Origin of the sequence: Micromonospora sp. NPDC047620, from assembly GCF_043205005.1 — a bacterium.
Lineage (GTDB): Bacteria > Actinomycetota > Actinomycetes > Mycobacteriales > Micromonosporaceae > Micromonospora.
Window position 1 is genome coordinate 160,075 of sequence record NZ_JBIDDG010000005.1, and the last position, 24,148, is coordinate 184,222.

At 74.5% G+C, this 24,148-nt stretch carries 21 protein-coding genes and 1 pseudogene; 4 read left to right on the forward strand and 18 right to left on the reverse strand.

Going from position 1 to position 24,148, the window contains the following annotated elements:
* Window positions 1-29: 29 nt before the first annotated feature.
* From ACGF5C_RS07915 to tmk, 6 genes are all read right to left on the reverse strand, one after another.
* Entirely contained in the window at window positions 30-869 is an 840-nt protein-coding gene (locus ACGF5C_RS07915) for a stage 0 sporulation family protein (protein ID WP_393298046.1), read from the reverse strand.
* Between the two features lie 332 nt (window positions 870-1,201).
* Window positions 1,202-1,888 (reverse strand): hypothetical protein, encoded by a 687-nt coding sequence (locus ACGF5C_RS07920; RefSeq protein ID WP_393298049.1) that lies wholly within the window; start codon window positions 1,886-1,888, stop codon window positions 1,202-1,204.
* Window positions 1,888-2,193 carry a hypothetical protein gene (locus tag ACGF5C_RS07925; protein ID WP_393298052.1) on the reverse strand — a complete coding sequence of 102 codons (306 nt, stop codon included), beginning with the start codon at window positions 2,191-2,193 and terminating at the stop codon, window positions 1,888-1,890. The genes ACGF5C_RS07920 and ACGF5C_RS07925 overlap by 1 nt, the downstream gene beginning before the upstream one ends.
* A 1-nt stretch (window position 2,194) precedes the next feature.
* Window positions 2,195-2,524 (reverse strand): YbaB/EbfC family nucleoid-associated protein, encoded by a 330-nt coding sequence (locus ACGF5C_RS07930; protein ID WP_350701802.1) that lies wholly within the window; start codon window positions 2,522-2,524, stop codon window positions 2,195-2,197.
* Window positions 2,525-2,670: 146 nt separating this feature from the next.
* Window positions 2,671-3,960: a DNA polymerase III subunit delta' gene (locus tag ACGF5C_RS07935; protein ID WP_393298055.1), complete on the reverse strand. Its 1,290-nt coding sequence runs from the start codon at window positions 3,958-3,960 to the stop codon at window positions 2,671-2,673.
* Complete coding sequence (gene tmk, locus ACGF5C_RS07940; RefSeq protein WP_393298407.1) at window positions 3,960-6,059, reverse strand: dTMP kinase; 2,100 nt, start codon at window positions 6,057-6,059, stop codon at window positions 3,960-3,962. Before tmk ends, ACGF5C_RS07935 begins: the two co-directional genes overlap by 1 nt.
* A gap of 299 nt (window positions 6,060-6,358) precedes the next feature.
* Between tmk and ACGF5C_RS07945 the strand changes: the two genes are divergently transcribed.
* A complete protein-coding gene (locus ACGF5C_RS07945) occupies window positions 6,359-7,567 on the forward strand; it encodes an alanine racemase (RefSeq protein WP_393298058.1) in 1,209 nt (402 codons plus the stop codon).
* 243 nt (window positions 7,568-7,810) lie between these two features.
* On the opposite strand, the gene ACGF5C_RS07950 is transcribed toward ACGF5C_RS07945, so the two are convergent.
* Window positions 7,811-8,386, reverse strand: coding sequence for a TetR family transcriptional regulator (locus ACGF5C_RS07950; protein ID WP_393298061.1), 576 nt, complete (start codon window positions 8,384-8,386; stop codon window positions 7,811-7,813).
* A gap of 225 nt (window positions 8,387-8,611) precedes the next feature.
* On the opposite strand from ACGF5C_RS07950, the gene ACGF5C_RS07955 reads away from it, so the two are divergent.
* Window positions 8,612-9,925 (forward strand): D-arabinono-1,4-lactone oxidase, encoded by a 1,314-nt coding sequence (locus tag ACGF5C_RS07955; protein ID WP_393298064.1) that lies wholly within the window; start codon window positions 8,612-8,614, stop codon window positions 9,923-9,925.
* A gap of 10 nt (window positions 9,926-9,935) precedes the next feature.
* Here the strand turns inward: ACGF5C_RS07955 and topA are convergent, their stop codons facing one another.
* The 6 genes from topA to ACGF5C_RS07985 form a co-directional block, all read right to left on the reverse strand.
* Window positions 9,936-12,779, reverse strand: a complete 2,844-nt coding sequence (gene topA, locus ACGF5C_RS07960) for a type I DNA topoisomerase (RefSeq protein WP_393298067.1) — start codon at window positions 12,777-12,779, stop codon at window positions 9,936-9,938.
* A gap of 334 nt (window positions 12,780-13,113) precedes the next feature.
* On the reverse strand, window positions 13,114-13,818 hold the full coding sequence (locus ACGF5C_RS07965; RefSeq protein WP_393298410.1) for a hypothetical protein: 705 nt from the start codon (window positions 13,816-13,818) through the stop codon (window positions 13,114-13,116).
* Window positions 13,815-14,357, reverse strand: coding sequence for a hypothetical protein (locus ACGF5C_RS07970; RefSeq protein ID WP_393298070.1), 543 nt, complete (start codon window positions 14,355-14,357; stop codon window positions 13,815-13,817). Before ACGF5C_RS07970 ends, ACGF5C_RS07965 begins: the two co-directional genes overlap by 4 nt.
* 113 nt (window positions 14,358-14,470) lie before the next feature.
* Window positions 14,471-16,831, reverse strand: a complete 2,361-nt coding sequence (locus tag ACGF5C_RS07975; RefSeq protein ID WP_393298073.1) for a sodium-translocating pyrophosphatase — start codon at window positions 16,829-16,831, stop codon at window positions 14,471-14,473.
* A 376-nt stretch (window positions 16,832-17,207) separates the two neighbouring features.
* Window positions 17,208-17,642 (reverse strand): ATP-binding protein, encoded by a 435-nt coding sequence (locus ACGF5C_RS07980; RefSeq protein ID WP_357699001.1) that lies wholly within the window; start codon window positions 17,640-17,642, stop codon window positions 17,208-17,210.
* Window positions 17,642-17,998 carry an STAS domain-containing protein gene (locus tag ACGF5C_RS07985; RefSeq protein WP_091099109.1) on the reverse strand — a complete coding sequence of 119 codons (357 nt, stop codon included), beginning with the start codon at window positions 17,996-17,998 and terminating at the stop codon, window positions 17,642-17,644. Before ACGF5C_RS07985 ends, ACGF5C_RS07980 begins: the two co-directional genes overlap by 1 nt.
* Before the next feature lie 297 nt (window positions 17,999-18,295).
* Between ACGF5C_RS07985 and ACGF5C_RS07990 the strand changes: the two genes are divergently transcribed.
* Window positions 18,296-20,782: a DEAD/DEAH box helicase gene (locus ACGF5C_RS07990; RefSeq protein ID WP_393298413.1), complete on the forward strand. Its 2,487-nt coding sequence runs from the start codon at window positions 18,296-18,298 to the stop codon at window positions 20,780-20,782.
* 326 nt (window positions 20,783-21,108) lie between these two features.
* Window positions 21,109-21,687 carry a hypothetical protein gene (locus ACGF5C_RS07995; RefSeq protein ID WP_357699006.1) on the forward strand — a complete coding sequence of 193 codons (579 nt, stop codon included), beginning with the start codon at window positions 21,109-21,111 and terminating at the stop codon, window positions 21,685-21,687.
* A gap of 11 nt (window positions 21,688-21,698) precedes the next feature.
* Here ACGF5C_RS07995 and ACGF5C_RS08000 read toward each other — a convergent pair whose 3' ends face one another.
* The 5 genes and pseudogenes from ACGF5C_RS08000 to ACGF5C_RS08020 form a co-directional block, all read right to left on the reverse strand.
* Window positions 21,699-22,094: an Rv3654c family TadE-like protein gene (locus ACGF5C_RS08000; protein ID WP_393298078.1), complete on the reverse strand. Its 396-nt coding sequence runs from the start codon at window positions 22,092-22,094 to the stop codon at window positions 21,699-21,701.
* Window positions 22,091-22,459, reverse strand: coding sequence for a TadE family type IV pilus minor pilin (locus ACGF5C_RS08005; protein WP_393298080.1), 369 nt, complete (start codon window positions 22,457-22,459; stop codon window positions 22,091-22,093). Before ACGF5C_RS08005 ends, ACGF5C_RS08000 begins: the two co-directional genes overlap by 4 nt.
* Window positions 22,456-22,584 carry a DUF4244 domain-containing protein gene (locus ACGF5C_RS08010; RefSeq protein ID WP_208418639.1) on the reverse strand — a complete coding sequence of 43 codons (129 nt, stop codon included), beginning with the start codon at window positions 22,582-22,584 and terminating at the stop codon, window positions 22,456-22,458. Before ACGF5C_RS08010 ends, ACGF5C_RS08005 begins: the two co-directional genes overlap by 4 nt.
* Before the next feature lie 64 nt (window positions 22,585-22,648).
* Window positions 22,649-23,443 (reverse strand): type II secretion system F family protein, encoded by a 795-nt coding sequence (locus ACGF5C_RS08015; protein WP_393298083.1) that lies wholly within the window; start codon window positions 23,441-23,443, stop codon window positions 22,649-22,651.
* Window positions 23,443-23,772 (reverse strand): annotated as a pseudogene (locus ACGF5C_RS08020) (hypothetical protein); the annotation flags it as partial. The pseudogene ACGF5C_RS08020 and the gene ACGF5C_RS08015, both read right to left, overlap by 1 nt.
* Window positions 23,773-24,148: the final 376 nt, after the last annotated feature.

Consider the following 24,148-nt stretch of genomic DNA (forward strand, 5'->3'; position numbering starts at 1 on the left):
GGCGCACGGGGAGGGGGGTGGGGGTGGGGTTAGGGGGTGTAGTGCTGGTCGTGGGCCTGGCGGGGGCCGCAGACCGAGGCGCGGGAGCAGGAGCAGCGGGAGCCGTCGGCGTCGAGGCGGACCGTGACGGAGTCGCGCGGAACGCTGTGGCCGACCACCCGGCCGTCGCCCTCCGGCGTCGACACCCGCGCGCCGATCGCCGGGGCGGATTCCTGGAACCGCTGGTAAAGAGGATGCTCGTACTTGAGGCAGCACATCAGCCGGCCGCACGCGCCGGAGATACGCAGCGGGTTGAGCGGCAGGTCCTGGTCCTTGGCCATCCGGATGGTCACCGGCTCGAAGTCGGTGAGGAAGGTGGCGCAGCAGAGGTCGCGACCGCAGGAGCCGATGCCGCCCTGCACCCGCGCCGAGTCCCGGGCGGAGAGCTGGCGCAGCTCGACCCGGCAGTGCAGGGTGGCCCCCAGGTCACGGACCAGCGATCGGAAGTCCACGCGGTGCGGGGCGGTGAAGTAGATGGTGCTCCGCTCGCCGCTCCCCTCGCCGGAGCCGAACACGTGGTCGACCGCCACCACCTTCATCGGCAGGCCGTGCTCCCGGATCAGCCGCTTCGCCGCGACCTTCGCCTCGGCCTTGCGCCGGCGCATCGCCTCGTCGCGGCGCAGGTCCTCGTCCTGCGCCAGCCCGGCCAGTCGGGGAAAGCCCGCCGTGTCCTCGGAGACCCACTGCGCGGCCCAGACGCACTCGGCCACCTCGGGCCCGTCGTCGGTCGGCACCAGCACCTTGTCGCCGACCTGCGGGCGCAGCTCGCCCGGGTCGAGGTAGTAGAGGCGCCCGTACCGCTGGAAGCTGACCGCGCAGAGCATGCCCATGCCTCTCACCCTACGACGGCCGGGCAGCTGCGGCCGGGCCGGCCGTCGCCGCCCGACTACGCCGTGCAGTCATCCACAGTGGTCGAGCCGACCGATCCGCAGGCCACCTCGTCGTGCCCCCCTCGCCCGGACGGCTGATTCCGCTGCCCCGTACGGGACAAACGGGCCCCGGAGGCGTTGAGTGGAGGCAGACCTGCGGGGGGTGCAGGGGGAAAGGCCACGGCGTCGCCGCCGGAGCCCGGGCCGAACCGGGCCCTGGGCGCGACGCCGTGCGCCGTGCCGGGGTCCGTCACGGAAACGCCGGGCGCGCCACCCGGACGGGCGGTCGGGAACTACCAGCCGATCCGGGTGGGGGCGTCGTAGCGGGGACGGTCGGCCACCGGCTCCCACCAGCGGGACTCGGCCAGGCTCGGCCCCCACTGGCGCAGCAGCGTCTCCGCCCCGTCGTACGCGACGCAGAGCACCGCCAGCACCCGCGCGGCGATCTCGGCGGCCTCCGTCCCGCCCGGCCCGGCCGGCCCCCGGTGCCCCGGTCCGCCGCCCGGCACCGTGGTCGCCGCGACCACGGCCACCGCTTCGGCGGAGCGCAGCACGTCGGCCAGCGCCCGGGCCAGCGCCCGCCGGCTGCCCTCCACCCAGTCGGCGAGCGCGTCGGCGTAACCGGCGGTCGACTCCAGCCGCCCGACCAGGCTCTCCGGCCCCTCGTCGAGATGGCGCAGCAGGGCCGCTCGGGCCTGCCCGTAGGCCGACGCTGCCGGACCGGACCAGAGCACCGGATCGACCAGCGCGGCGGAGGCGTCGTCGTAGCCCCGGACGAGCCGGCGCGCCGCGTGGCCGGCGCCCGCCAGCGGCGCCGGGTGCAGGTCGAGGAAGTTCCGGACCGCCTCGCCGGGGAGCACCTGCATCCGGCGCAGCAGCGGCCAGACGCGGTGGCCCTCGGGCGCCCCGGCGCCGAGCAGCGTGTCGACCCGGCTCAGCAGGTCGAGCCCCGGCTCGGCGAGCCGGTCCAGCGTGTCCATCACGCCTCCCCGGTCAGCCGGTAGCGGGCGGCGCGGTCGGCGTCGGCGTAGTGGTCGGCGGCGGCCCGCACCGCCGCCGCGGCGGCCGCCAGCCGCTGCGCCACGGCGTGCGCCTCCCGGGCCCGGTCGCTGGTGGCCGCGATCCACTGCCGGTGCAGGGCCCGCCCGATCTCGCCGGGCCGGCCGGGGGCGTCGGCACCGAACGCGGCCTGCGGCGGGTCGCCGGCGGTGACCGTGCGGGAGACGGCCGTCATGGTCTCGCTCGCCTGGTCGAGCCGGGCGGCGAGGGCGTGCAGGGTGTCCATCTCAGGCTCCCGCCAGCGGACGGTAGGCGGCGAAGGTCTCGTTGTGCAGCTTCTCCCGGGCCCACTGGGCGGCATCGGCCGCCGCGGTGACCGCGGCCTGCACCGAGCCGGCGACGTCCCGGGGGCTGCGGGTGTGCAGCGGGCCGAGGAACCGGACGTCGGTGATCCGCCCGCCGGCGGTGACCACCACCTCGACCAGCCCGTCGGGCGACCGGACGGTGACCTCGACGGTCGCCACCGCCCGGTCGAACTCGGCCTGGAGGGACTCGATCCGGCGGTAACGCCGCACCGCCTCCTCGATCCAGGCCTCGTCGATCTCCCCCCGCGACATCGGCGGACTCCTCCCGGACAGGCCATCACTGAGCGTGCCGCCACCGTCACGGCACACCGGACCGTACCGCACAGCAATCGCGGCTGTCGATGCCTGTGGACAACCGATGCGGCTGGCGGAATCCGGCCCGCGCGGAGCGGGGCGGATCAGCCCTTCCAGAGCGCGAGCATCATCGCCTCGACGGCGATCCGGGGCTTGACGTTCGCCTCGATCGCCGCCCGGCACTCCAGCACCGCCTCCAGACGGCGCAGCGCCCCCTCGGCGTCCCACTTCTGCGCGCCCGCCCCGGCCAGCGCGGCGGTGTCGGTGTGCACCGGCGCCACGGGGGCGCGCAGCGCCATGGTGAGCGCGTCCCGGTAGAAGCCGGCCAGGTCGACCAGGGCGCGGTCGAGCGCGTCCCGCTGCGCCCGGGTGGCCCGCGACTTCTGCCGCTTCTCCAGGTCCTTGAGCTGGCCGGCCGCGCCCCGGATCGCGCCGGCCGCGCCCCGCCCGGTGCCGCCGGCGCCGAGTGCCGTCTCCAACGCCGCCCGCTCGGTCGCGTCGGTCTCCGCCACCGACGCCGCCGCCTCCGCCTCCGCCGCCTCGATGAGCGCCGACGCCGCGTCGAACGCGGCCCCCACGCCGGTCAGCCGACGCGGCACCGCGAGCACCGCCTCCCGGCGGGTGCGCGCCTCCGGGTCGCGGGCCAGACGGCGGGCCCGGCCCACGTGCCCCTGCGCGGCCGCCGCCGCCCACTGCGCCACGTCGGGCGCCACGCCGTCCCGGCGGGCCAGCACCTCGGCCACCGCCTCGGCCGCCGGCTGCCGCAGCGGTACGACCCGACAGCGCGACCGGATGGTCACCGAGATGTCGTCCGGGTGGGTGGACGGGGCACAGAGTAGGAAGACCGTACGCGGCGGCGGCTCCTCGATGGCCTTGAGCAGCGCGTTGCCGGCGGCCTCCGTGAGCCGGTCCGCGTCGGAGATGACCACCACCTGCCACCGCCCGCCCGACGGGGTGCTGGCGGCGCGCAGCACCAGCGCCCGCATCTCGTTGACGCCGATGGAGAGCCCCTCCGGCACCACCAGCCGGACGTCGGCGTGCGTGCCGGCCATCGTGGTGTGGCAGCCGGGGCACTGGCCGCAGCCGGTGCCGTACGCGCACTGCAGGGCGGCGGCGAAGGCCCGGGCCGCCACCGACCGGCCCGACCCGGGCGGCCCGGTGAAGATCCAGGCGTGCGTCATCCCCGCCCCGGGATCGACGGCGGCACCCGCCACCGCGCCCCCGGCACCCGCGCCCTCGGCCTCCTCGGCGAGCGCGTCGAACTCGCCCCCGGCGGCGTCGGTCGTGGACGGGACGGCGGCGGCGCGCAGCACGGCCGCCGCCGAGGCGGCGGCGCGGCGCAGCGTGTCGACCGCCTCGTCCTGCCCGACCAGGTCGGCGAAGACGTCCGGCATCAGGTCCGGTGCTCCATCTTCACCAGCTCCGATTCGGATAACTCCGGCTGCACCGAGGTGTCCGGCCCCTGGGCGGGGCGCGGGTGCACGATGCCGCCCGGGGTGCCCAGCATCTCCTCGACCCGCCGGGCCACCTGCTCGGCGATCTCCTCGACCGGGCGGGACGCGTCGAGCACCAGGTAGCGCTTCGGGTCGGCGGCGGCGAGGTCGAGGAAGGCGTACCGGACCCGCTCGTGGAAGGCGACCGACTCGGCCTCCACGTGGTCGGCCTCCTCGGCGCGGGACGCCACCCGGGACAGGCCGGTGTGCGGGTCGACGTCGAGCAGCACCACGAGGTCGGGCTTGAGCCCGCCGGTGGCCCAGGAGGACAGCCAGGAGACCTCGTCGACGGGGAGCGTCCGCCCCGCCCCCTGGTAGGCCAGGGACGAGTCGACGTACCGGTCGCTGATCACCACCGCGCCGCGGACGAGCGCCGGCCGGACGACGGTGGCCACGTGGTGGGCCCGGTCGGCGGCGTAGAGCAGCGCCTCGGCGCGCGGCGACGGCACGTCGGACCCGGGCGCGCCGAGCAGCAGCGACCGGATCCGCTCGCCGACGGCGGTGGCGCCCGGCTCGCGGGTGACCACCACGTCGCGCCCCTGCCCGCCCAGCCGCTCGGCGAGCGCGGCGAGCTGGGTGGACTTGCCGGCGCCCTCGCCGCCCTCGAAGACCACGAAGAGGCCGGCGGAGACGAACGGCTCGGCGGGCATCAGCGGGCGGCCCCGGATGGAGCCCCAGAGGTCGGCCAGGACGGGGACGCCCTTCTTGTCGTCCATCTGCCCGAACGCGCTGATCCCGGCGAAGATGCCGGCGGCGCCGGCGGCGAGCAGCAGCAGTCGGGTGGACGAGATCGAGACGCCCAGGTCGGCCAGTTCCAGCCGGCGCGAGCCGCCGACGCCGGCGAGCAGGCTGCTGAGGCCGATCGCGAGGATCAGCACCAGCCGGGTGCCGATCTGCACCACCGCGAAGACCCGGCCCCGCACCTCGTCGGCGATCTCCCCGCCGAGCAGGGTGGTGCCGGAGAGGAACGCCATCCCGGCGCCCGCGCCGACCAGGACCGCGCCGACCATCGCCATCGACAGGTGGATGGCGAAGGCCAGGGCCATCACCGACGCGCTGGCCAGCACGATGCTCATGCCGAACCAGCGCCGCCGGGACATGTCCTTGACGATCATCGGGCCGAGCCCGATGCCGAGCGCGAGACCGATGAAGATGGCGCCGAAGAGCAGGTAGAAGGCGGCGTCGCCGGCGCCGAGCGAGGTGGCGAAGAACTTGGCGGTGCCGATCACGATGCCGCCGCCGGCGAACGCGCCGAAGATGCCGAGCACCAGGCCGCGGACCAGCGGGGTCTGGCCGATGTAGCGCCAGCCCTCCTTGAACTGGCGCAGCATGCCCTGCTCCGCGCCGCCCCGCTCCGCGGCCTGCCCCTGGCTGATCTCCTTGATGCCGTACGCCACCACCAGCGCGGTGGCCAGCCGGGAGAACGCGTTGAACCAGAGCGCCAGATCGGCCGGCTCCGCCCAGTTGGGCGTCGAGCCCCCGGTGGCCGCCCGCACGATGCCGTCGAGCGCGGCGAGGATCAGCGCGGCGAGGACCGGAGTGAGGCCGTACGTGGTGATCAGCGTGAGCTGGTTGGCGGCCTCCAGCCGGGCGCGCGGGATCAGGTTGGGGACCGCGGCCTCCTTGGCCGGGATCCACAGCAGCGTGAGCGACTCGATCAGGAAGGTGGCGATCGCCGCCCAGGCGACCACCGCCCCGCCGGGGGCGCCGAGCAGCGCGGCCAGCGGGATCGAGGCGAAGAGCAGGAACCGCAGGATGTCGCAGATGACCATCGTCCAGCGCCGGTCGAACCGGTCGGCCAGCACGCCGGCGACCGGGCCGAGCACCAGCGCCGGCAGCAGCCGGATGGCGATGACGCCACCGAAGGCGGCGCCCTGGGCGGTGCTCCCCTCGACCTGGGAGGCGGCGAAGACCGACGTGGCGAGCAGGCCGAACCAGTCGCCGAACGACGCCGCGCCGAGCACGATCCAGAGCCGGCGGAACGGCGTGATCCGCAGCACCGAACGGATGCCGGCGTAGCCGGACAGGTCGGCAACGGGCTGGTCGGCGGTGCCGTCGGGCTTGTTCGATGACGGCGACACGCCGGGCGACTCGCCGTTGAACTGGCTTTCGATGGCCGTACCTCCACGTGCCGGCCCATCGCTGGGCAGTCCCGGTGGAACACTCTAGACCCGGTGGGGGACCTTCCCCGCCGTGACATTCTCCTGCTCGCCGAGCCTAGGCCGCCGCGGCCACCGCCGTCAGCCCGGACAGACGCGAGGGTATTTCGCATTCACTCCCAGACAGTTAGCGTGCAGACGTGGCCACCGAAAGCGACAGACTTCGTGAGCGGCTCGACCGGGCGACCGCACACCTCGACCCGCCGTACGCCGTGGTCGACCTCGCCACCTTCGACGGCAACGCCGCCGCGCTGGCCGGCCGCGCCGGTGGCAAGCCGGTCCGGGCCGCCAGCAAGTCGGTCCGCGCCCGGGAGCTGATCGGCCGGGCGCTGGGGCGGCCGGGCTGGCACGGCGTGATGGCCTTCACCCTGCCCGAGGCGATCTGGCTGGTCCGCGCCGGCGTGACCGACGACGCGCTGGTGGCGTACCCCACCGTCGACCGGGGAGCGCTCGCCGAGCTCGCCGCCGACCCGGCGCTCGCCGCTGCCGTCACGCTGATGGTCGACGGCACCGACCAGCTCGACCTCGTCGACGCCGTGCGCGCTCCCGGCAGGCGTCCCGAGCTGCGGGTCTGCCTCGACCTGGACGCCTCCTGGCGACCGCTGGGCGGGCGGGTGCACATCGGGGTGCGCCGCTCGCCGGTGCACAGCGCCCGGGCGGCCGGCGCGCTCGCCGCCACCGTCGCGGGCCGCGCCGGCTTCCGACTCGTCGGGCTGATGTCGTACGAGGCGCAGATCGCCGGCCTCGGGGACGCGCCGCCCGGGCGGGCGGTGCTCGGCTCCGCGATCCGGCTGGCCCAGCGCGGGTCGTACCGCGAGTTGCGGACCCGCCGGGCCGCGGCGGTGGCCGCCGTACGCGAACACGCCGACCTGGAGTTCGTCAACGGCGGCGGCACCGGCAGCGTGGCCGCGACCAGCGCCGATCCCGCGGTCACCGAGGTCACCGCGGGATCGGGACTGTACGGGCCGACGCTGTTCGACGCCTACCGCGCCTGGCGCCCCACCCCGGCGGCGTTCTTCGCCTGCGCCGTGGTCCGCCGCCCGGCGCCCGGCCTGGCCACCGTGCTCGGCGGCGGCTGGGTCGCCTCCGGCCCGGCGGAGGACAGCCGGCTCCCCCGCCCGTGGCTGCCCGCCGGGCTGAAGCTGGTCGGCACCGAGGGCGCCGGCGAGGTGCAGACCCCGCTGGCCGGCGCGGCGGCCGCCACCCTGCGGGTCGGCGACCGGGTCTGGTTCCGGCACGCGAAGGCCGGCGAGCTGTGCGAGCACGTCAACGAGCTACACCTGGTCGAGGGGGATGCGGTCGTGGCCACCGTGCCCACCTACCGGGGCGAGGGCCACGCCTTCCTCTGAGACTCACCGACCCGGCGCACCCCGGGCCGCCCTGCCGCTTTCCGCCGCCCGGCGCACCCCGGGCCGTCGTGCCCTGTCCACCGGCCGGCGAACCCGGCCGTTCCGTCTCTCCGCACCTGTCGCCCGGCGCACCCCGGGTACGTCCTACGCACCGTGTCGTCCCGCGCCCCGCTTCGCGCCCGGCGCACCCCGGGCCTTCGCGTCCGGTCCCGCCGCCCACGCACCCGGGCCGGCGGGCCGGGGTCAGCCCGGCTGGCCGGCGTCGGCCGGGGCGTCGACCTGCCGGTGCAGGTACTCCCGGATCAGCGCCTTCGCCTCGGCCAGCACCCGCTCGTCACCCTCCGGCAGCCGACGGAACGCCAGCTTGATCAGCGCGTCGGCCGTCTCCACGGCGATCTCCAGGTGGAACCGGAGGTCGGGGACGTCGGTCAGGCCGAAGCGCTCGCCGAGCACGCGGGCCAACTGGTCCGCGATCACCCCGTTGTTGTCCCGCTGCTCATCGAGCAGGTGCAGGTCGACCACGTCGCCGAAGTGCAGGGTACGGAATCCCGGGACGGTGCGGTGCATCGTGATGTACTCGTCGATCCCCGCGTCGACCCCGTCCCACCAGTGGGTCAGGTCGTCGGAGGCGAAACGCTCGTCGAGCCGCTGGAGGTAGGACTCCATCGTGCGCAGGGTGAGCGCCTGCACGATCGCCCGCTTGTCCGGAAAAAACTGGTACACCGACCCGATCGCCACCTCGGCACGCTCGGCGAGCAGGGTCGTGGTGAGCCCCTCGTACCCCACCTCGTCAACGAGTTCGGCGCAGGCGTCCAGCATCCGCTGGACCCGAGCGACACTTCGACCCTGCACCGGTACGCGGCGCAGCGGCCCGGCTGTGGCGGCTGGTGTGGACACTCGGCGCCACCCCCCTTCGACGGATGAACATATCTGCACGTCACGAGTTCGTGACTACCGGTACAACGAGCAAGACTCGATTGCGGTATTTACCTGCGACAACGTTCCTGATATGAAGTCAGTTCACATTCATGTCGAGGAGTGTGCATGGCCGGCACCGCAGCGTCCACCGCCGCCTGGTCCAACTGGGCCGGCAACCAGCGCGCCACCGCCACCGCCATCCTGCGCCCCACCTCTCTCTCCGACGTCACCGATGCCATACGCGCCGCCGCGACGGCCGGAGACCGGATCCGGGTGGTCGGCAGCGGCCACTCCTTCACCGGCGTCGCGGTCGCCGACGGACGGCGGATGGAACTGACCGCACTGGACACCGGCGTACGCGTCGACGTCGGCCGCCGACTGGTCACCGTACCGGCCGGGATCACCCTGTGCGCGCTCAACGACCTGCTCGCCGCGCACGGTCTCGCGCTGCCCAACCTTGGCGACATCGACGCGCAGACGATCGCCGGGGCGATCTCCACCGGCACCCACGGCACCGGTGCCGCGTACGGCTGCCTGTCGACGTTCGTCGAGGCGCTCACCCTCGTCACCGGCACCGGCGAGGCGCTGCGCTGCTCCGCCGACGAGAACCCCGACGTCTTCGCCGCCGCCCGGGTCTCCCTGGGCGCCCTCGGCGTGCTGGTCGAGGTCACCCTGCGCTGCGTGGACGCCTTCGTGCTGCACGCGCACGAGCGGCCGGCGCCGCTGGACGCCGTGCTGGCCGACCTGCCGGCGCTGGTCGAGGGGCACGACCACGCGGAGTTCTACTGGTTCCCGTACACCGACCGGGTGCAGGTCAAGACCAACGACCGGGTGCCCGTCGACGACCGGCCGCTGCCCCGGTGGCGCGGGTGGCTGGACGACGACTTCCTGTCCAACACCGTCTTCGAGGGCGCCTGCCGGCTCGGCCGCGCCGTGCCGGCGCTCGCGCCGCGCATCAGCGCGGTCTCCGCGCGGGCGCTCACCGAACGCCACTACACGGGCCGCTCCGACAAGGTGTTCTGCACCCCGCGCCGGGTCCGCTTCGTGGAGATGGAGTACGGGCTGCCGCGCGAGGCGCTCGGCGAGGCGCTCGGCACGCTCCGGCGGATCGTGGACGGCCTGCCCTTCAAGGTGCTCTTCCCGGTGGAGGTGCGGTTCACCGCCGCCGACGACATCTGGCTCTCCCACGGGTACGGGCGCGAGTCGGCGTACGTGGCGATCCACCAGTACGTCGGCATGCCGTACGAGCCGTACTTCCGCGCGTTCGAGCAGGTCGCGGAGGGGTTGGGCGGTCGCCCGCACTGGGGCAAGCTGCACTGGCGCGACGCCGGGTCGCTGGCCCCCGCGTACCCCCGTTTCCCGGACTTCCTGGCAGTACGCGACCGCCTGGACCCCGACCGTCTCTTCACCAACCCCCACCTCACCCGAATCCTCGGCTGAGGTGGACGGGTCAGTCCGCGGTGGTGGTGGCCTTGCGGGGGGCCGCCTTCTTGGCCGGGGCCTTCTTCGCCGGGGTGGCCTTGGCCGTCGTCGTGTTCTTGGCGGCCGTGGACTTGGTCGCCGCGGCCGTCTTCTTCGCCGCCGTCGCCTTCGTCGCCGTGGCCTTCTTGGCGGGCGCCTTCTTCGCGGCGGCCTTCTTCTTCGGCGCCGGGCCCTTCGCGCGCTTCTCGGCGAGCATCTCGGAGGCTTCCTCGATGCTCAGCGCCTCCGGGGTCTGGCCCCGGCGCAGCGACGCGTTGGTCTCCCCGTCCGTGACGTACGGGCCGAACCGACCGTCCTTGATGACCAGCGGCTTCTCGGTCAGCGGGTCGACGCCCATCTCCCGCAGGGGCGGCGCGGCGGCCCGACGCTGGCGGGTCTTCGGGGCGGCCAGCAGGGCCAGCGCCTCGTCCAGCGTGACGGTGAACATCTTGTCCTCGGAGTCCAGCGAGCGGAACTCGTCGCCACGCTTGACGTACGGGCCGTAGCGGCCGTTGTTCGCGAAGACCTCGACGCCGTCCGGGGCCACGCCGACCAGCCGGGGCAGGCTGAGCAGCTTCAGCGCCTCGTCGAGGGTGAGCGAGTCCGGCGACTGCGAGCGCAGCAGCGACGACTTGCGCTCGCCGCTGGCCACGTACGGGCCGAAGCGACCCGACTTGAGCAGGATCGGCTCGCCGGTGGCCGGGTCGTCGCCGAGCTTGCGCTCGCCGCCGCCCCCGAGGAACAGCTCGTGCACCTTCTCCGGGGTCAGCTCGTCCGGCGCCAGCCCCTCGGGGATCGGCGCCCGGTCGCCCTGGCCGCCGCCCTCCTCGCCCTCCGCGGCGGGCGCCGGCTGCTCGCCCGGCACCGCCCGCTGGAGGTACGGGCCGTAGCGGCCGACCCGGACGACGACCTCGCGGCCGTCGTCGTCGGTGAAGAGCGGGATCGAGTTGACGCTGCGCGCGTCGATCTCGCTGAGGTTCTCGGTGACCAGCTTCTTCAGGCCGCCGGAGCGGGCGATGTCCCGGTCGCCGGCGCCGTTGGCGCTGCCGAAGTAGAACGCGGTGAGGAAGTCGACCGCCGCGTGGTCGCCGCCGGCGATCTCGTCCAGCTCGTTCTCCATGCTGGCCGTGAAGTCGTAGTCGACCAGGCGCGGGTAGTGCCGCTCCAGCAGGCCGATCACGGCGAACGCCAGGAACGACGGGATCATCGCCTGGCCGCGCTTGAAGACGTACCCGCGGTCCTGGATGGTCTGCATGATCGACGCGTACGTCGAGGGGCGGCCGATGCCCAGCTCTTCGAGGGCCTTGACCAGCGACGCCTCGGTGTAGCGCGACGGCGGCTGGGTGTGGTGGCCCTGCGCGGCCAGCTCGTCGGCGGTGAGCGGCTGGTCCTTGACGAGGGTGGGCAGCCGGCGCTCGGCGTCCTCGGCCTCGGCGTTCTCGTCGTCGCTCGACTCGACGTATGCGCGCAGGAAGCCGGGGTCGGTGATGGTCTTGCCGGTGGCGCCGAAGTCGGCCTCCTCCTGCGCCGAGGAGACGGCGCGGATGCGCACCGAGACGCTGGAGCCGACGGCGTCGGTCATCTGCGAGGCGATGGTGCGCCGCCAGATCAGCTCGTAGAGCTTGAACTCCTCGGCCGACAGCTCCTTCGCCACGTCGCCCGGGGTGCGGAAGTTGTCCCCCGCCGGGCGGATCGCCTCGTGCGCCTCCTGCGCGTTCTTCACCTTGCCGGTGTAGCGGCGCGGCTCCGGCGGCACGCTGCGCTCGCCGTACAGCTCGACGATCTGCCGGCGGGCCGCCGCGATGGCGGTCTCCGACAGGTTCACCGAGTCGGTACGCATGTAGGTGATGTAGCCGTTCTCGTAGAGGCGCTGCGCGGTGCGCATCGTCTGCTGCGACGAGAACCGCAGCTTGCGGGCCGCCTCCTGCTGGAGGGTGGAGGTGATGAACGGCGCGTACGGGCGACGCCGGTAGGGCTTCTCCTCGACGCGGGTGACGGTGAACGGCCGGCCCTCCAGGCGGGCCGCGAGCCCCCGGGCCCCGCCCTCGTCCAGGTGCACCACCCCGGCGCCGGGCTTCACGCGACCCGTGGTCGGTTCGAAGTCCTTGCCGGTGGCGATGCGGTCGCCGTTCAGCGCGACCAGGGTGGCGTTGAAGTTGCGCGGCCCCTCGCCGGCGTTCGCCACGGCGAGGGTGGCCAGGATGTCCCAGTATTCCGCCGTGCGGAAGGCCATCCGCTGCCGTTCCCGCTCCACCACGATCCGGGTCGCCACGGACTGCACCCGGCCCGCCGAGAGCTTCGGCATGACCTTCTTCCACAGCACCGGGGAGACCTCGTAGCCGTAGAGCCGGTCGAGGATGCGTCGGGCCTCCTGGGCGTCGACCAGGTCCCGGTCGATCTCGCGGGGGTTGGCCACCGCCGCCTGGATCGCCGGCTTGGTGATCTCGTGGAAGACCATCCGCTTGACCGGCACCTTGGGCTTGAGGGTCTCCACCAGGTGCCAGGCGATCGCCTCGCCCTCGCGGTCCTCGTCCGTCGCCAGGAAGATCTCGTCGACCTCCTTGGCCAGCTTCACCAGCTTGCTGATCTGCTGCTTGCGGTCGGCGGAGACCACGTAGAGGGCGTGGAAGCCGTTGTCGACGTCCACCCCGAGCCGCGCCCACGGCTCGCCCTTGTACTTCGCCGGCACGTCGGCGGCGTTGCGTGGAAGGTCCCGGACGTGGCCGAAGCTGGCCTCCACGACGTATCCCGGGCCGAGGTAGCCCGAGATCGTCTTGGCCTTCGCCGGTGACTCGACGATGACCAGGCGGGTGGTTCCAGCGTTGCTCGGCACGTTTCTCCCCGACCTCACTCCTGCTCGCAGCCGCGCGGTGCCCGGTTCGGGCCCACTTCCGACCCGCCGACCCCCGGCGGCCCGGACGTCCAACGTAACGCGCCGCCCGCGTTTCGGGTTTCGCGGGCGGCAAACCGCCCCCGGCGGGGCGGCACCTTCTCTCCGGCGGCGCTGGCGGTGCCGGACGGCGCCACCGTACACCGTGCGTGTGCCGTGAGGCGGGACACTGTGACGATGGCGAACCGTCGGCCGAGGCGCCACCCGGCCGTTTTCCTGCGGATTTCCGCGTCCGGCTGTCCCGGATCGGACACCGGCGGGGCGGGGCCGGGCCGGGTCAGGGGTGGCCGGGCCAGGCCGCCGGCGGGGCGGCGGGCGGCGGGTCCCCGACCAGCTCGGCCAGGCGGGCGAGCCGGCGGCGGCCGGTGATCAGGTACGCCGGGCCGCCGTCGGCCGGCGCCAGGAGGGCCCCGGACAGGCCGACCGCGGCGAGCGCCCCACCGACCGGCTCCCAGCACTCCTCGTCGGCCACGCCGAGCCGGAGCAGGTAGCCGGGCGGCTCGGCCACCCCCGCCGCGGCGAGCCAGAGCCGCAGCCGCCGGCCGTTGAGGTGGAAGCCGGCGGGCGGGCGCTTGCCGGAGCCGCGCAGCCAGGCCACCGCGAGCGGCTTCAGGGTGCGGGCGTACGAGGTGCGCACCGCGTGCCGCCCGTCGGCGGTCGCCTCCCAGGTGGCCGCCACCCCGCGCAGCGCCAGCTCGGCGACGAGCACGTGCACGCGCCAGGCGGCGTCCACCACCACGGAGAGGCGGGCCGTCCCGCCCATCCGGACCACCTCGCCCGGACCGGCGAGCAGCCCGGCGAGGTCGGCGAGGGACGGGTCCGCCGCCTCGGCGGCGAAGAACGGCAGTTGCCGGGTGGAGTCGTCGACGTCGCCCGGCGGGGGCGGGGCGGCCCGCCGGGGCGCCGGCGCCACCCGGTCCGGCTCGGGCGCCGGGAACAGCGCGGGCGGCGTCAGGCCGTCCGACTCACCGGTCCCGCTCAGCGACACTCCGGCACCTCGTCGAAGGCCCGTTTCAGCTCCTCCGAGTTGAGCCGGCTGGTGTCGAGCGCGCTGGCGTCGTACTCCTTGTTCAGGGTGTCCACGGCGGCCCGGACGCCGTCGTAGAAGGCGGCGGGCTGGCCGATGCTCAACCCGTCGATGGTGTCGCGGGCCCGGCCGTACGCGTCGCGCATCTTCTCCAGGGACGCGCGGAAGCCGGCGGAGACCTCCGCACCGTGCTCGGCCTCCGGGATGCCGGCCTGCTCGACCTTGCGCCGCGCGGTCTCGCTGGCCTGCTCCGCGCCGCCGAAGAGCCGCACCAGGTTCTCCTTCGCCTGCGCCGGGGTGGTCTGGGCGGTCATCTGCTGGTCGGTGCTGCTGGTCAGCTTGCTGATCTCGGCCCGCCACGGGGTGAGCGCCGAGCAGACCGACGCCGCCCACGCCTGCGGGCTGGGGCCACCACCGCAGCCGGCGGCCACGAGGACGAGCGTGGCCAGGACCACCGTGAGCTTTCCGGCGGTTGTCGCCCGGCACGTGCGCATGCGAAGCAGCGTACGGCCTGTGTCGAGCCGGGGCACCGGTCAGGTTTGCCGCGACGACACGGACGGTCCCCGGCCGGCCACGCGGGCCGACCGGGGACCGGACGCCGGACGGATCAGGCGTTGACCGTCTCCGGTCGCTGGTCCGGGCTGCCCGTGCCGGCGCCGGTGCCGGCACCGGAGTCGGACATCGCCACGCCCTTGCGCTTGCTGAACACCACCGCCGCGACGACGATCAGCGTCGCCACCACGGCGATACCGACCCGCAGGGCGGTGTTCTTCTCGTCGCCCACGCTCCAGGCCACCACGGCCGGCGCGATCAGCAGCGAGACCAGGTTCATCACCTTGATCAGCGGGTTGATCGCCGGGCCGGCGGTGTCCTTGAACGGGTCGCCGACGGTGTCGCCGATGACGGTCGCGGCGTGCGACTCGGAGCCCTTGCCGCCGTACGCGCCGTCCTCGACGAGCTTCTTCGCGTTGTCCCAGGCGCCGCCGGAGTTGGCCAGGAAGACCGCCATCAGCGTGCCGGCACCGATCGCCCCGGCCAGGTACGCCGCGAGCGCGCCCGGCCCGAGGCCGAAGCCGACCGCGATCGGGGCGAGGATGGCGAGCAGGCCGGGGGTCATCAGCTCGCGCTGCGCGTCCCGGGTGCAGATGTCGACGACCTTGCCGTACTCGGGGCGCTGGGTGCGGTCCATGATCCCGGGCAGCTCGCGGAACTGCCGGCGGACCTCCATCACGACCGCGCCGGCCGAGCGGGAGACCGCGTTGATGGCCAGCCCGGAGAAGAGGAAGACCACCGCCGCGCCGATGATCAGGCCGACCAGGTTGCGCGGGTTCGCCACGTTCAGCGAGTTGAGGATCTCCGCGCCGACGTCGCCCACCCCCGCGTCGGAGTACGCGGTGCGCAGCGTGTCGGTGTAGGAGCCGAAGAGCGCCGTCGCGGCGAGCACGGCCGTGGCGATCGCGATGCCCTTGGTGATCGCCTTGGTGGTGTTGCCGACCGCGTCCAGCTCGGTCAGCGTCCGGGCGCCGTGCTCGTCGATGTCGCCGGACATCTCCGCCACGCCCTGGGCGTTGTCGGAGATCGGGCCGAACGTGTCCATCGCGACGATCACGCCGACCGTGGTGAGCAGGCCGGTGCCGGCCAGCGCCACGGCGAACAGCGAGAGCGTGATGGAGCTGCCGCCGAGCAGGAACGCGCCGAACACGCCGGCGCCGATCAGCAGCGCCGAGTAGACCGCCGACTCCAGGCCGACGCTGATGCCGGCGAGGATGACGGTGGCGGGGCCGGTCTGGGAGCTCTTGCCGATGTCCTGCACCGGGCGCCGGTCGGTCTCGGTGAAGTAGCCGGTCAGCGCCTGGATCGCGGCGGCCAGCACGATGCCGATGACGACCGCGCCGATGGCGACGACCCGCGGGTTCTCGTCGACGCCGGTGAGCCCGCCCTCCAGCTCGGCGAAGGTGGCCGGCAGGTACGCGTACGTGGCGACCGCGACCAGCACCGCGGACAGCAGCGCGGAGATGTAGAAGGCCCGGTTGATCGCGGTCAGGCCGCTGCGGTCCGAGGCACGCAGCCGGGTGATGAAGACGCCGACGATCGCGATGAGCACGCCGATGGTGGAGATGATCAGCGGGAAGACCAGGCCCTGCTCGCCGAAGGCGGCGCGACCGAGGATCAGCGCGGCGACCAGGGTCACGGCGTACGACTCGAAGAGGTCGGCGGCCATGCCGGCGCAGTCGCCGACGTTGTCGCCCACGTTGTCGGCGATGGTGGCGGCGTTGCGCGGGTCGTCCTCGGGGATGCCCTGCTCGACCTTGCCGACCAGGTCGGCGCCCACGTCGGCGGCCTTGGTGAAGATGCCGCCGCCGACCCGCATGAACATGGCGAGCAGCGCCGCGCCGAAGCCGAAGCCCTCCAGCACGGTCGGCGCGTCGCCCCGGAAGAAGAGCACGACCAGCGCGGCGCCGAAGAGGCCGAGCCCGACGGTGAGGAAGCCGACGACGCCGCCGGTGCGGAAGGCGATCTTCATGGCGCCCTCGCGGCCGCCCTGCCGTTCCCGGGCGGCGGCGGCGACCCGCAGGTTGGCCCGGGTGGCCAGCCACATGCCGGCGCCGCCGATGAACGCGCTGAACAGCGCGCCGACGACGAAGAAGGCGGAGCGCCCGATCTTCACCGCCGTCTCGTTGCCGTCGGTGTCGTGCACCGGCAGCAGGAAGAGCAGCACCACGGCGATGACCACGAAGATCGCCAGTGTGCGGAACTGCCGGAGCAGGTAGGCCGAGGCGCCCTCCTGGACCGCGCCGGAGATCTCCTGCATGTTGGTGGTGCCCTTGCCGGCGGCCAGTACGGCCTTCGTCAGTGCGGCGGCAAAGGCGAGCGCCACCAGCGCGATCACCGCGGCGATGACGACGTACGTGACATTGTTTCCGGTGAGGGAGATCCCGCCGCCCTCGGCGGCCAAGGTGTCGGACATCTGTGTCCTCCTGTACCGAACGCTCGCGCCGGCCGGTGGAGACGCACCGACCCGGCGCCTGGATGCGGATTCGCAAGCGCGCCAACCCACCCCGGCAGACCAGCGATGACACCGTTCCCGCTGGTTGCGGGATGCGATCACTTGCTGACAACCCGCGTACTGTAGCCCTCCTCAGTGTCGGAGGTCACACCGAGGGGGCACCCTGTCTCGATGATCTTCGTCGCTGTGTTATGAGTAAAAATCTGATATAGGAGTCCGTCCATGACAAGGAGGCCGCGTCCCTACCCGGGACGCGGCCTGACGGCGTGCGACGCCCTCTGCTGGAGGACGGTGGAGGAGCGGCGCGACCCCCCGCCGGGGCCGGGCTATTCAAGCTTCAGCGGCCCACGGGCCAGACCATCCGCACCTCGGTGCCGATGCCCTCGTCGACCGGTCGGACCTGCAGGTCCTCGACGAAGCCGGCGAGCAGCGCGAAGCCGACGCCGGTGGTGAGGTCGTCCTCGTTCAGCGACTCGTTGGCGAGCTGGTCGGCGTCCAGCGCGGCCAGGCCGAGCCCGGCCTCGATCGGCGCGCGGTCGACGACCCGCACCGCGTACGCCCCGGTGTCGGACATCTCGACGAGCACCGGGTCGGGCACGCCGTACTGGCGGTGCAGGGCGACCGCGCGCGTGCACGCCTCGCCGATGGCCAGGCGCACCTCGTCGAGCAGGTCCTCACGGACCCCGGCCCGCCGGGCGACCGCCACACCGACCAGGCGCGCGGTGCGCACGTGCACCGGGGCCGGCGAGAAGGAGAGCCGGACCGTGGCCATCACGCGCCAGCGCCGGCCGGGCCCGCGCCGATCGCCGCGTCGACCGTGGGATGCAACGGGAAGACCTGGTCGAGCGCGGTGATCCGGAAGATCTTGAGCAGCGGCTCCTTGTCGCAGACCAGCGCGAACGAACCGCCCGCCGAGCGCAGCCGCTTGAGCGCGCCCACCAGCACGCCCAGGCCGGTGGAGTCGAGGAAGTCCACCCGGCCGAGGTCGACCACGACGTGGCGGGCCCCGCCGTCGATCAGTTCGAGGAGCCGTTCCCGCAGCCGGGGGGCGGTGTAGACGTCCACCTCACCGCCGACCTCAAGCACTGTGTGCTCGCCCACGGTGCGGGTCGCCAGCGACAGCTCCATCGGTCCTCCCTCGCAAGAGCCGTAAACTCTCCTGGGCATCTAACCATCCCCGCCGGATACGGCTCTGCTCACCGGCGAAGGCATCCCCATACCCCGGGCCCCCGCTTTTCATCTCCGAACACCAGTGCGAGAGTGCAGGACGTGACCTCCGACAGCTTCAGCTCGGCGCGTCTGACGCCGCGCGGCGACCTGAAGCCGTCGTCCGACAGCTCCGGCTCGACGCCCCCGACGCCGCGCCGCGACCTGAAGCCGTCGTCCGACAGCTCCGGCTCGACGCCCCCGACGCCGCGCGACGACCTGAAGCCGTCGTCCGACAGCTCCGGCTCGACGCCCCCGACGCCGCGCGACGACCTGGAGCCGTCGTCCGCAGCCACCGTATCTGCGGGCACCGGTCCCGGGCGAGCGCCAGCCGACCTGTTGGGCCGGCTGCGCGCCCGCAACGGTGTCGATCCGGTCACCCACGTCGAACGGGTCCCGGCCCGGGCCGGCGAGCCCGCCCCGTGGCCGGGCTGGGCGCCGGAGGAGCTGCGCGCGGCGTTCGCCCGGCGCGGCGTGGTCGCGCCCTGGCGGCATCAGGCCGAGGCCGCCACCCTGGCGTACGACGGCCAGCACGTGGTGGTCGCCACCGGCACCGCGTCCGGCAAGTCCCTGGCCTACCAGCTACCCGCGCTGGCCACCCTGCTCGCCGACCCCCGGGCCACCGTGCTCTACCTGGCGCCGACGAAGGCGCTCGCCGCCGACCAGTTGCGCGCCGTCGCCGCGCTGGAGTTGGAGGGCGTACGCCCCGCCTGCTACGACGGCGACACCCCGCGCGCCGAGCGGGAGTGGATCCGGCGGCACTCGCGGTTCGTGCTGACCAACCCGGACATGCTGCACCACGGCATCCTGCCCGGCCACGCCCAGTGGTCCGGGTTCCTGCGCCGGCTCGCGTACGTGGTGATCGACGAGTGCCACACCTACCGGGGGGTCTTCGGCTCGCACGTCGCGCACGTGCTGCGCCGGCTGCGTAGGCAGTGCGCCCGGTTCAGGCGTACCCCCGTCTTCGTGCTGGCCTCGGCGACCTCCGGCGACCCGGCGGCGGCGGCCGGGCGGCTCACCGGGCTGCCCGTCGCCGCCGTCACGGAGGACACCTCGCCGCGCGGCGGGGTGACCTTCGCGCTCTGGGAGCCGCCGCTGCTGCCGCCGGACTCCCACGCCGACCAGCAGGCGGACCTCACCCAGGTCCGCCGGTCGGCGCTGCGGGAGACGGCCGACCTGCTCGCCGACACGGTCGCCGAGGGGGTACGCACACTGGCCTTCGTGCGCTCCCGGCGCGGTGCCGAGGTGGTCGCCGCGAACACCCGCCGCGCCCTCGACGAGGCGGTGCCCGGCCTCGGCGACCGGGTGGCCGCCTACCGGGCCGGCTACCTGCGCGAGGAGCGACGCGAGCTGGAACGCGCGCTGCTGCACGGCGACCTGCTCGGGCTGGCCTCGACCAACGCGCTGGAGCTGGGCGTCGACCTGATCGGGCTCGACGCGGTGCTGATCTGCGGTTACCCGGGCACGCGGGCCTCGCTGTGGCAGCAGGCCGGCCGGGCCGGGCGCTCCGGGCAGGAGGCGCTCGCCGTGCTGGTCGCCCGGGACGACCCGCTCGACACCTATCTGGTGCACCACCCGGAGGCGCTGTTCGGGCGGCCGGTGGAGGCGACCGTGCTCGACCCCGCCAACCCGTACGTGCTGGCCCCGCAGCTCGCCTGCGCGGCGGTCGAGGCACCGCTGACCCCGGCCGACCTGGAACTCTTCGGCGACGGGGCCAAGGAGGCGGTGGACCAGCTCGTGGCGGCGGGAGCGCTGCGACAGCGGCCGACCGGCTGGTACTGGCGGCACCGGGAACGACCGGAGGTGGACCTGCGCGGCGAGGGCGGCGCGCCGGTCTGCGTGGTGGAGGCGGCGACCGGGCGGCTGCTCGGCACCGTCGACGGCGGCTCGTCGCACTTCCTGCTCCACCCCGGCGCGGTCTACCTGCACCAGGGCGTCTCGTACGTGGTCGACTCGCTCGACCTCGCCGACGGGTGCGCGCTGGTGCACCCCGAGGAGCCGGACTGGTCGACCCACGCCCGGGACGTCACGTCGCTGTCGGTGGTGTCGGTCCGCTCGTACGTGGACGCCGGGCCCGTCGGCCTCTTCCTCGGCGAGGTCGACGTGACCAGCCAGGTGGTGTCGTACCAGCGACGACGGATCGCCTCCGGCGAGGTCATCGACACCCGTCCGCTGGACCTACCGGCCCGGGAGCTGCGCACCGTGGCGGTCTGGTTCACCCTGTCGCCGCAGTCCCTGGCGGCCGCCGGCGTGGAGCCGGCCGACGTGCCGGGCGCGCTGCACGCCGCCGAGCACGCCGCGATCGGGCTGCTGCCGCTCACCGCCACCTGCGACCGCTGGGACATCGGCGGGCTCTCCACCGCCGTGCACCCGGACACCGAGGCGCCGACCGTCTTCGTCTACGACGGGCACCCCGGTGGGGCGGGGTTCGCTGAGCGCGCGTACGGCACGGCCGCGGCCTGGCTGCGGGCCACCCGGGACGCGATCGCGGAGTGCGGCTGCGAGGCGGGCTGCCCGTCCTGCGTGCAGTCCCCGAAGTGCGGCAACGGCAACAACCCGCTCTCGAAGCCGGACGCGGTGAAGGTGCTGGACGTGGTGCTCGCCAACCTGCCCGACGGCGTACCGGCGCCCCGCCGGTCCGGGGATGCCGGCGGCACCCCGGATCCTCGCGCCGCTGCTCCGGGTGACGCTGCCGTCCGGGACTGACCAGCCGCCGTGCGCGCTGCCGTCCCACGCGGGGCGGATTCCGGCGGCGCGATCCGGCGGCGCGATCTGGCGGCGCGATCTGGCGGCGCGATCTGGCGGCGCGATCTGGCGGCGCGATCTCGCGGCGCGATCTCGCGGCGCGATCTCGCGGCGCGATCTGGCGGCGGCTTCGGGCGGTGGGCTCCGGCGACGAGTTCGGGCGGCGGGCTCCGGCGATGGGTTCGGGGTGGCGGAGGCGCGGGTGACGACGGGCCGCTCGCTACCAGAGGGCCGGCGGGACGGTTGAGCCTGTGCGACACTCCGGCCCACCCCTCGAAGGAGATTCCATGCAGCCCGACACCTTGCAGTCCCAGCAGCAGTTCCACATCCGGCAGCGGATCCGGATGATGGTCAACCAGTACGAGGTCCACGCCGTCGCACCGGACGGCTCCGAAGGCGGGATGCTGGCGTTCGCCCAGCAGAAGCGGCTCGCCTTCAAGGAGCAGGTGACGATCTACACCGACGACTCGAAGCAGCAGCCGCTGCTCGGCTTCAAGGCCCGCCAGCGCCTCGACATCGGCGCCACGTACGACGTGACCGACCACGCCGGCAACCCGATCGGCCTGTTCCGCAAGGACTTCGCCCAGTCGCTGCTCCGGTCCACGTGGCACGTGGAGCAGGCCGGCCTGCCGCAGATCACCGGCCAGGAACGCAGCATGCCGGTGGCGCTGCTGCGGCGCTTCGTCGACTCGCTGTCCTGGCTGCCGTACCACTTCGACTTCGTCGCCGACGGCCAGCCCGTCTTCTCAGTGATCAAGCAGTGGGGCCTGCGCGACCGGTACGTCGTCCAGGTGCAGCACCCGCAGATCGACCGCCGACTCGTGATCGCGATGGCCGTCGCCCTCGACGCCCTCCAGGCACGCTGACCCTCTCCTGGTCAGCCCCACTCCTGGTCAGCCCGGACCGGTCCGGCGCGGGCGGTCGCCGTGGCGGCCCGCGCCAGGCCGGGCAGCGGGGTGACGGCCACCTCCGCGGTCACCAGGAGGTCGAGGCCGTCGAGCCGGCAGTCCAACAGTGAGCCGCCGTTGGCGGCGGCGATCTCGGCTGCCCGACCGCACGCCGCCGTTTCACCATGGAGGGCCTGCCCGGCACCGGCGAGCGCGCCGAAGTCCGCCGCGACCCGGGCCCGCTGCCGGGCGGTCTGGGCGGCACCGACGGCCGCCCCGAACAGGCCGACCACGACGAACACCAGCCCGACCGCGAGCAGGCAGACCGTCGCTCCGCCACGCTCCCCGCCGGTTCCTCCAAGTCGAGGCGCTGACGGGCCGGTCACGGTCGGGCCGCCGGGACGCCGGGTTCCACGGCCGCGACCGCGGTAGCGGTCACGGTGATCCGGGGCAGCCGCGTGCCGAGTGCGCGTACGGGCCCTCGGACGGTGGCGGTGACCCGCTGGCCGTCGACCGTGACCGTGACCTCGGCGCCCGCCGGGGCCGCCTGGCCGGCGGCGGCCACCCCGTCCTCGCCCCGGGAGGCGGCGAGCGCCGCCTCCCGGGCCGCGTGCAGGCAGCCCGCCCTCGTGCCGACGGCGTTCACCGCGGTCAGCCCGGTGAGCAGGAGCAGCAGGAGCGCCGGCAGGCCGGCCGCCAGTTCGGCGGTGAAGGAACCCCGGTCGCGGCCGGCCGACCGGCGCCAGCTCACTTGAGCGCCCGGTCGATGACGGCGGTCAACGCGGACTGCACGTTGCCGGAGGTCAGCACCTTGAGCAGGATCCCGGCGAAGGCGACGGCGGCGAGCGTGCCGACGGCGTACTCGGCTGTGTTCATCCCGGCGTCCCCGCGCAGGCGGGCGAGAAGTTTGCGCACGTGCTTGTCCTTTCTGGAGGGTGGGTCAGAGCACGTCGCCGAGAACGGCGACGATCACCGGCACCAGGCCGGCGAGAATGAAGGCCGGCAGGAAGCAGAGCCCCAGCGGCAGCACGATGAGAACGCCGGCGCGGCGGGCGGCCGCCTCGGCAGCCGTGGACCGGTCGGCGCGCAGGTCGTCGGCGAGCCGGATCAGCGCGCCGGCCAGCGCCCCGCCGCTGTTCGAGGAGCGCAGGACGGCCGCCGTCAGCCGCTCGGCGCCCGGCACCGACGCGAGCGGCTCCCACGCCTCCTCGGGGCCGCCGCCGAGCCGCAGCAACCGGCCCACCCGGGCGAGCCGGTCGGCGAGGGGCCCGTCGAGTGCGTCCGCCACGGCCAGGACGGATCTGTCCACCGGCGCCCCCGCCCGCATCGCCGCCGCGAGAAGGTCGGCGGCGAGCGGAAGGTCGGCGGCCTCCCTCAGCCGCCGCCTGCGTACGGCCGGCGGCTCGATCCGGCGCAGCAACCGGTCGAGCAGCAGCGCCGCCGGCACGGCTGTCAGCAATCCGGGCCAGCCGCCGACCACGACGGCCACGGCCAGACCACCCAGCCCGGCGGCGAGCCGGATCGCATCCGGCCGTCGCCGGGACCGCGCACCCTCCGGCGGCTCGTCGCCGCTCCCGGGCGCCACCGGCCGGTGAGCCGAGCCGGCCGGACGTACGCCGGGCGGCGCCCCGCGCAGGGCGCGCAGGCGGCGCAGAGGCCGCCGGCCGGCGAGGAACGCGACAGCGAGCAGGGCCACCGCCGCCAGGCAGCCCGCGACCAGCACCGCCCGGGGCATCAGCTCGCCCGCCCCGGTGTCGCGCCGAGCCGCTCGGCCCAGAACAGGCCCGCGACCTGGAGGGCGACGGCGGCGACCGCGCACGCACCGCCGACGGGGGTGTGCAGCAGCACCGCCACGGGGTCGACGCCGATGCCGTAGCCGAGCCCGATGCCGCCGAGCGGCAGAGCGGCGAGCAGCAACGCGGTGGCGCGCGCCCCGGCCGCCTGGGCGTCCGCGGCGGCCAGTCCCCGGTCGGTGGAGCGGGCGTCGGCCTCGATGCGCTCCAGCAGCTCGGCCAGCGGCGCGCCCGTCCGGTCGGCGAGGCGTACGGCCGCCCGCGCCAGCCGCTCCAGCCGATCCGGGCCGTTGCCGGCGGGTCGTCGGGGCGTCTTGAGCAGCGTGTCCGCCCCGACGTCGGGGGCCCGCCCGTCGCCGGGCGCCGCGTCCCCCCGACCGATCCCGGCGGAGGTTCCGGTCCGTCCGAGGGTGAGCTGCTCGGCGGCGACCGGCGCCGGCAGGCCGGCCCGCAGATCGGCGGCCAGCCCACAGAGTTCGTCCAGCCGACGTCGCCGGGCCCGGTCCGCCAGCTGGCCGGACTGCCGTCGGAGCAGCGCGCGGGCGGCCAGCGTGCCGTAGGCGCCGACGGCCACCGCCGCCACCGGCCCGGCCAGCAGCAGCCCAGCCGCGACGCCGGCCAGCCCCACCAGCAGCAGGGTGCGCCTC

Excerpts from the sequence above, each read along its gene's own strand:
- ACGF5C_RS07915 (WP_393298046.1), bottom strand. The coding sequence starts at position 869 with ATGGGCATGCTCTGCGCGGTCAGCTTCCAGCGGTACGGGCGCCTCTAC.
- ACGF5C_RS07920 (WP_393298049.1), bottom strand. The coding sequence starts at position 1,888 with ATGGACACGCTGGACCGGCTCGCCGAGCCGGGGCTCGACCTGCTGAGC.
- ACGF5C_RS07925 (WP_393298052.1), bottom strand. The coding sequence starts at position 2,193 with ATGGACACCCTGCACGCCCTCGCCGCCCGGCTCGACCAGGCGAGCGAG.
- ACGF5C_RS07930 (WP_350701802.1), bottom strand. The coding sequence starts at position 2,524 with ATGTCGCGGGGGGAGATCGACGAGGCCTGGATCGAGGAGGCGGTGCGG.
- ACGF5C_RS07935 (WP_393298055.1), bottom strand. The coding sequence starts at position 3,960 with ATGCCGGACGTCTTCGCCGACCTGGTCGGGCAGGACGAGGCGGTCGAC.
- ACGF5C_RS07950 (WP_393298061.1), bottom strand. The coding sequence starts at position 8,386 with ATGCTGGACGCCTGCGCCGAACTCGTTGACGAGGTGGGGTACGAGGGG.
- ACGF5C_RS07955 (WP_393298064.1), top strand. The coding sequence starts at position 8,612 with ATGGCCGGCACCGCAGCGTCCACCGCCGCCTGGTCCAACTGGGCCGGC.
- ACGF5C_RS07970 (WP_393298070.1), bottom strand. The coding sequence starts at position 14,357 with ATGCGCACGTGCCGGGCGACAACCGCCGGAAAGCTCACGGTGGTCCTG.
- ACGF5C_RS07975 (WP_393298073.1), bottom strand. The coding sequence starts at position 16,831 with ATGTCCGACACCTTGGCCGCCGAGGGCGGCGGGATCTCCCTCACCGGA.
- ACGF5C_RS07980 (WP_357699001.1), bottom strand. The coding sequence starts at position 17,642 with ATGGCCACGGTCCGGCTCTCCTTCTCGCCGGCCCCGGTGCACGTGCGC.
- ACGF5C_RS07985 (WP_091099109.1), bottom strand. The coding sequence starts at position 17,998 with ATGGAGCTGTCGCTGGCGACCCGCACCGTGGGCGAGCACACAGTGCTT.
- ACGF5C_RS07995 (WP_357699006.1), top strand. The coding sequence starts at position 21,109 with ATGCAGCCCGACACCTTGCAGTCCCAGCAGCAGTTCCACATCCGGCAG.
- ACGF5C_RS08010 (WP_208418639.1), bottom strand. The coding sequence starts at position 22,584 with ATGAACACAGCCGAGTACGCCGTCGGCACGCTCGCCGCCGTCGCCTTC.
- ACGF5C_RS08015 (WP_393298083.1), bottom strand. The coding sequence starts at position 23,443 with ATGCCCCGGGCGGTGCTGGTCGCGGGCTGCCTGGCGGCGGTGGCCCTG.